At 55.0% G+C, this 6,529-nt stretch carries 6 protein-coding genes; all 6 read left to right on the forward strand.

Annotated features, from left to right (window positions below; genetic code table 11):
• Positions 1-1,958 (forward strand): efflux RND transporter permease subunit (locus tag ABYP39_RS16430; protein ID WP_372758780.1); only part of this gene is annotated, 1,958 nt, incomplete at its 5' end.
• An 87-nt stretch (positions 1,959-2,045) separates the two neighbouring features.
• Positions 2,046-2,561, forward strand: a complete 516-nt coding sequence (locus ABYP39_RS16435; RefSeq protein WP_372748343.1) for a DUF4396 domain-containing protein — start codon at positions 2,046-2,048, stop codon at positions 2,559-2,561.
• Positions 2,562-3,120: 559 nt separating this feature from the next.
• Complete coding sequence (locus ABYP39_RS16440; RefSeq protein ID WP_372748344.1) at positions 3,121-4,989, forward strand: copper resistance system multicopper oxidase; 1,869 nt, start codon at positions 3,121-3,123, stop codon at positions 4,987-4,989.
• Positions 4,986-5,705, forward strand: coding sequence for a copper resistance protein B (locus tag ABYP39_RS16445; protein ID WP_372748345.1), 720 nt, complete (start codon positions 4,986-4,988; stop codon positions 5,703-5,705). Before ABYP39_RS16440 ends, ABYP39_RS16445 begins: the two co-directional genes overlap by 4 nt.
• Before the next feature lie 13 nt (positions 5,706-5,718).
• On the forward strand, positions 5,719-5,979 hold the full coding sequence (locus tag ABYP39_RS16450; RefSeq protein WP_372748346.1) for a hypothetical protein: 261 nt from the start codon (positions 5,719-5,721) through the stop codon (positions 5,977-5,979).
• A gap of 42 nt (positions 5,980-6,021) precedes the next feature.
• A partial coding sequence (locus ABYP39_RS16455) for a cytochrome c (protein ID WP_372783630.1) occupies positions 6,022-6,529 on the forward strand: 508 nt, incomplete at its 3' end.

Below are 6,529 nucleotides of genomic sequence, written 5' to 3' on the forward strand. Positions count from 1 at the left end.
TTATCCCTATGGCAGGGCAGGGATTGACCGCCAACATTATGTCGCTGGGAGGAATCGCCGTCGCCATTGGCGCGATGGTAGATGCTGCAGTCGTCATGATGGACAACGTGCATCGACGGCTACGTGAGAGCGCTACAACCAAGGACAAAAAGGAAGTGATGATTGCCGCCCTACAGGACGTAGGCCCCAGCATCTTTTTTTCGCTATTAATCATTACCGTATCCTTCTTGCCGGTATTCAGTTTACAAGCGACAGAAGGCCGACTTTTTCAACCACTGGCTTATACCAAAACCTATAGCATGGCCTTTGCGGCTCTGTTGTCGGTGACCCTGATTCCTGCTCTTGTGATTCTCGTCATGCGCGGTTTTTCCCCAATAGGTGAAAACCCACTGGAGCGCGCATTGCGGCGCAGTATTACACCCGTGATTTCCGCGGCGGTTCGCTATCGAAGGGCAACCCTTGGCATCGCCTTGCTCGCATTAGTTGGTACCGCGCCGTTAATCAAACAACTCGGTAATGAATTTATGCCGCCGCTGAATGAGGGCAGCATTCTATACATGCCCACTGCACTGCCGGGCATGTCAATCAGCGAGGCGGGGCGAGTCTTACAGAGTATGGATAAGGCTTTATCCGAATTCCCGGAAGTGGAGCGGGTGTTCGGCAAGGTTGGCCGCTCTGACAGCGCCACTGATCCTGCGCCGCTCTCTATGGTGGAAACGGTGATCACGCTGAAGCCTGAAAGCGAGTGGCGTGCAGGACTCAGTTGGGATGACCTCATTGCTGAAATGGATGAAAAGCTGCGCTATCCGGGCATGCCGAATATCTGGTGGATGCCGATTCAGACCCGAACGGAAATGCTCGCAACAGGCATCCGCAGCTCACTGGGAATCAAGGTGTTTGGCGATGACCTGGCCACGATCGAGGCGCAGGCTACCGCGATTGAACAGGCCCTGCAGAACGATGCGCGTACCGCCAAGTACACGCGCAGTGCCTTTGCCGAACGCCTGACCGGGGGCTATTTTCTGGATTTTGATATTGATCGTTTGGCGGCAGCACGCTACGGCCTCACAGTAAAAGACATTCAGGATACGTTGAGTATTGCGGCCGGTGGAATACCACTAACAGAAACTGTTGAGGGGCGTGAGCGTTACGCCGTCAATCTTCGTTACGCCAGAGATTACCGCCAAGACCTAAATGCCTTGGAGCGCTTATTGGTCACTACGCCAAGTGGTCAACAGGTACCCATTAGCGAAGTCTCTAAACTACATTTTCGTACGGGCGCACCGATGATTCGCAATGAAAATGGCCAGCTGCTCGGCTTGGTGTTTGTGGACGTAAAACCTGAAATCGGCGTGGCAGACTACGTGAGCGTAGCCAAGCAGGTTGTCGCCGAGGAAGTGCAACTACCGGCAGGCTATGCACTGGAATGGGCGGGTCAGTACAAGTACTTCGAGCGAGCAAAAGCGCGCCTGCAATGGATGGTGCCGGCAACCTTGGGCATAGTGTTGCTACTACTCTATCTGCACCGGCGCAGTGTAAAAGATGCGTTGTTTGTTCTGAGCGCGGTGCCCTTCGGTCTGACAGGAGCCTTCTGGCTGCTGTTTACGCTCGACTACAAACTCAGCGTTGCCGTGTGGGTAGGTATCATCGCCATGGCCGGTCTAGCGGCAGAGCTGGGTCTGTTGATGCTGCACTATCTCGACAAGGCTAGGGGCAATCGAGAGATTAACGATATCGCCCACGCGGCGGCACAGCGCATACGACCAATGCTGATGACCAGTCTAACGCTGTTGCTATCGCTGATTCCTGTGATGATGAGTGATGGCACTGGTGCTGACGTGATGAAGCGGATTGCTGCGCCTATGGTTGGCGGCACGGTGACCTCATTGGTTGTGGTAATGCTGGTTTTTCCAGCATTGTATTCACTGGTGTATCCAGTAGGACATCACAGAGTGTAAAGGTATTGACCCTGTATCCTACTACAGGGTCTTAACTGTCTTTAATGCACGAGATTGAGTGCAGAACCTGTACTCAAGGAGCTTCGTATGGAACACGCATGTTGTGTTAAAGAGCAACCTCAAACGCAAACTGAGCCTCAAAGTCAGTGTCACACTCCAGCGAACAAGGTCTCTCAGCTGGATTTCGACTGGACTAGTGGCCCTGTTTGGCGGCAGTCAGCAAAGAATACCGCTTGGTGTCTGCTTGGCTGTGCGATTGGTGATTTCGGAACTATATTCGCCTTTCAGGTGTTGGCGCCGGAAACCAATGCGATGCTGGTAATGGCATTAGCGATGATGAACGGTCTGCTGACCAGTATTGCACTGGAAACGTTCATTCTCAGCCGTCAGATGGTTTTCAAGCTGGCATTTAAGACTGCCATTGGTATGAGTTTGGTTAGTATGGTGGCGATGGAGTTTGCCATGAACTTAACCGACTACCTGCTGGTGGGAAAGGCGGCCCTGACTTGGTGGTCAATAGGCCCAAGCTTGCTGGCTGGTTTCCTGACTCCCTGGCCGTATAACTACTGGCGATTGCGGCGACACGGGAAGGCCTGTCACTAACGTGTAAATAGTAAGGTCGAGGGTTGACCTTGACCCTACTTCAGGGTTTACATTATTTCTATCTCTGAGTGCGGGTATTGTTTAAACGCATGAAACGACACTGGATTGCGAGCCTGATGATCATGCTCACCTTGCTACAGCTGGGTGGGACGGTCTTGGCTGCCATTTCCAGTAGTGACCTTGTCTCTCCCCTGTCAAATGGCTCTTACACGGATTTCACCACGGACGGCGCGACAGGCTGTCACGCGGACGAAACCAGTGATGCTGTGACGATACATTCACGCCACAATGCACACAGTCAGGCAGGAACTGATTCCGCAGAATGCTGCAGGTTTGAGTGCGACTGCTGTGTTGGAGGTTGCGGCACGACGATTCTCACAAGGGCCGTCACCAATAATTTCCCTCCCCGTTCGCCGATGACCGAAAACTACCATCGGAACCCCCCTTTGCCACCCAGTTTTTCCTTTCTGAAACCCCCGATCCCGGCCTGACACGGGGTTAGTGCGCCCGTCGTTTGCGTGCTTTTACGTTTTCATCGTTTCAGAAAAAGGAAATTACCGTGTTTAATTCATTATCACGTCGTCGGTTTGTCACCGGCGTGGCCGCTGGCACTGCGCTGGCCGGCGTCGGTTTTCGCAGCGGTCGGGCGCTGGCCAACCCGCGACCAACCTTACTCAAGGGCAATCAGTTTGATCTGTCGATCGGCTATCAGCCGGTTAATTTTACCGGCGCCGAGCGCACAGCCACCTCGGTAAACGGCAGTGTGCCCGCACCTGTGCTGCGCTGGAAGGAGGGCGAGCGGGTCACCTTGAATGTGACCAACCATCTCGCCCACGACAGTTCCATCCACTGGCACGGCATTATCCTGCCGACCGACATGGATGGCGTGCCGGGGCTGAGTTTCGATGGCATCCAGCCGGGTGAAACCTATAAATACCAGTTCGATGTGAATCAGAGCGGCACCTACTGGTATCACTCCCATTCCGGTTTTCAGGAGCAAACGGGCGTTTACGGCGCCATTGTGATTGATCCGAAAGATCCGGATCCTGTGCAGTGCGACCGCGACTATGTGGTGCTGTTATCCGATTGGACAGACGAGAACCCTCACGACGTCTATGCCAAGCTGAAAAAAATGAGTCACTACTACAATTTTCAAGAGCGCACCGCAGGCGATTTGTGGCGAGACATCAAGGAAAAGGGGGTCGCCAAAACCTGGAACGAGCGCAAGATGTGGAACATGATGCGCATGAACCAGACCGACATCGCCGATGTCACCGGTTATACCTATACCTACCTGATGAACGGTGCAACGCCGGATAGCGGCTGGACGGGTTTGTTCAAACGCGGTGAGAAAGTGCGGTTGCGCTTTATCAATGCCGCGGCCATGACCATTTTTGATATTCGTATTCCGGGGCTGAAAATGACCGTCGTTGCGAGCGACGGGCAGAATATCGAGCCAGTCAGTGTGGATGAATTTCGCATCGGCGTTGCCGAAACCTACGACGTGGTTGTCGAGCCCAGCGATGACACGGCCTATACCATCTTTGCTCAAACCAATGACCGCACCGGATATGCCCGTGGCACCCTGACGCCAAACCCAGCTTGGACAGCAGACGTTCCCGATATGGACTACGTACCTGTACTTAGCCACAACGATATGGGGATGGCCCATAACATGGGCGGGATGAATCATGGCCAAGGTGGTATGTCGACTATGGATCACAGTCAGCACGATATGGGTGGGATGAAGCGCGACCAAGGTGAAATGTCGGGTATGGATCATAGCCAGCACAACATGGGCGGTATGGATCACAGTCAACACGGCATGCAGGCCAAACACATGGCCGATAAACCGGCCCCCGCAGGGTTTGGCAGCCGGGCCGCCATACAGCACGAGAAAAGCGAGTACGGAGCGCATACCGATATGCTGGCAGACGCGCCACAAAACGGCCTGAATGATCCCGGTCTGGGCTTGCGCGATCACGCCCAGCGCTACGGACGTAAAGTGCTGACCTATGCAGACATCCGCAATCTCTACCCCACGCTGGACAAGCGCGATCCGAGCCGGGAAATCCAGATACACCTCACTGGCAACATGTCGCGTTACATGTGGTCGATGGACGGTATCAAGTTTGCCGACGCCGACCCCATTCGTCTGAGTTACGGTGAACGGGTTCGCATCACGCTGGTGAACGACACCATGATGACGCACCCCATTCACCTGCACGGCATGTGGAGCGAGCTGGAAACCGAAGAGCCCGGCTACATTCCGCGCAAGCACACCATTATTGTGCAGCCGGGGTCGACCATCAGTTATCTGGTTACCGCCGATGCGATCGGTCGCTGGGCTTACCACTGCCATCTGCTCTATCACATGCCGGGCATGATGCGCGAAGTGCGGGTAGAGAAAGGAGGGCGCTCATCATGAAAATTTTTTCGACATCGCTGGTAGCACCCTTAACGCTGTCCTTCACTTTGCTGGCGAGCGGCATCGCCCACGCTGGCGGAAAAGATGATCCTTTCCTGACCATGGGCAAGCTGGATCAGCTCGAAGTGCGTGACACAGAAGGCCCGGATCCACAGGTAGTTGAAGGCCAGTTCTGGGCCGGTTACGACCTGAACAAACTCTGGCTCAAATTCGAAGGTGAGCGCGTTGACGACGAGAGTGAAGAACTTGAGTTACAGGCGCTTTACAGCCGGGCGATATCTGGCTTCTGGAATATCCAGATGGGCGCCCGCCGTGACTTCAAACCCGAGCCCGACCGCGACTGGGGTGTGATCGCCCTGCAGGGGCTGGCGCCATATTACTTTGAAGTGGATGCGTCATTGTTTGTGGGTGGCGCCGGGCGCACCGGTTTGCGCCTGGAAGCCGAGTATGAACTGCTGGTTACCCAGCGGCTGATTCTTACCCCGGAAATTGAACTGAACGCTTACGGCCACAACGATCGTGACACCGGCGTCGGCTCCGGTCTGGCCGACGCTGAAATCGGCCTGCGCCTGCGCTATGAAATTCGCCGGGAATTCGCGCCCTATATCGGGGTTAACTGGATTAAAAAGTATGGCAATACCGCCGATTTCGCCAGCGCTGAAGGGGAAGACATTGAAGACACCCAGTTGGTCGTTGGCATACGGGCCTGGTATTGAGGAGAACGAAAACATGGTATTCAAATCATTAATTCCGGCCCTCGTGGCCATTATGATGACCGGCACAGCCCTGGCACACAGCCCAGAGAAGGTTCGCGACGATGCAAAAAATCGGCAGGCCGCGCAAAAGGTGCGCTGCGAGAAATTTTTGGCGCGGCCCGACAAGGAGCTTGATAAATCCAGCCCGGTTATCCAGGCCATGCTCAAGCGTTGTCAGGCGCAGGATGAAGGCAGCAAAGACGGGGAGGGTGAACATGACCAGGGCCATCACTGACTCGCGTGTTTCTGAGTGGATTGATCCTAAAGGAGCGTTGCGATGAAGACGATCAAAATGTTGCTGATTCTCCTGCTGCTGGCCGCAGCCGGGGCGCTCGGGTTTATCTATTCCGGTGTGTATTCAGTTGCGGCCAACGAGCCGCATATGAAAATTACCTACTGGGCGTTGGAAACTCTGCGCGAACGCTCGATTGCACGTGCAGCCTCTGACATCAGCGTGCCGGATCTTTCTGATCCGGACATGCTCCTGGCAGGCGGTGCCGACTACAACGAGATGTGCGTGGGTTGCCACCTGAAGCCCGGTTTGCCACAAACCGATATGACCTTGGGGCTCTACCCCCGCCCGCCGGGTCTGACCCGCTCACCCGAGACCCACGACCATGCTCACCCGGTGGGTGGGCATAACCGGGACGACGCGCTTAAACGCCAGTTCTGGATTATCAAGAACGGGATCAAAGCCTCGGGCATGCCCGCCTGGGGAGAAACCCACAGCGATGAGCGCATCTGGGCGATGGTGGCTTTTCTTGAGGAGCTGCCGAAGATGGAAA

The sequence above is a fragment of the Litorivivens sp. genome, from assembly GCF_041625495.1.
Lineage (GTDB): Bacteria > Pseudomonadota > Gammaproteobacteria > Pseudomonadales > Spongiibacteraceae > Litorivivens.

Bases quoted from the DNA above. Each gene is read 5' to 3' on its own strand.
- ABYP39_RS16435 (WP_372748343.1), top strand. From the start codon at position 2,046: ATGGAACACGCATGTTGTGTTAAAGAGCAACCTCAAACGCAAACTGAG.
- ABYP39_RS16445 (WP_372748345.1), top strand. From the start codon at position 4,986: ATGAAAATTTTTTCGACATCGCTGGTAGCACCCTTAACGCTGTCCTTC.
- ABYP39_RS16450 (WP_372748346.1), top strand. From the start codon at position 5,719: ATGGTATTCAAATCATTAATTCCGGCCCTCGTGGCCATTATGATGACC.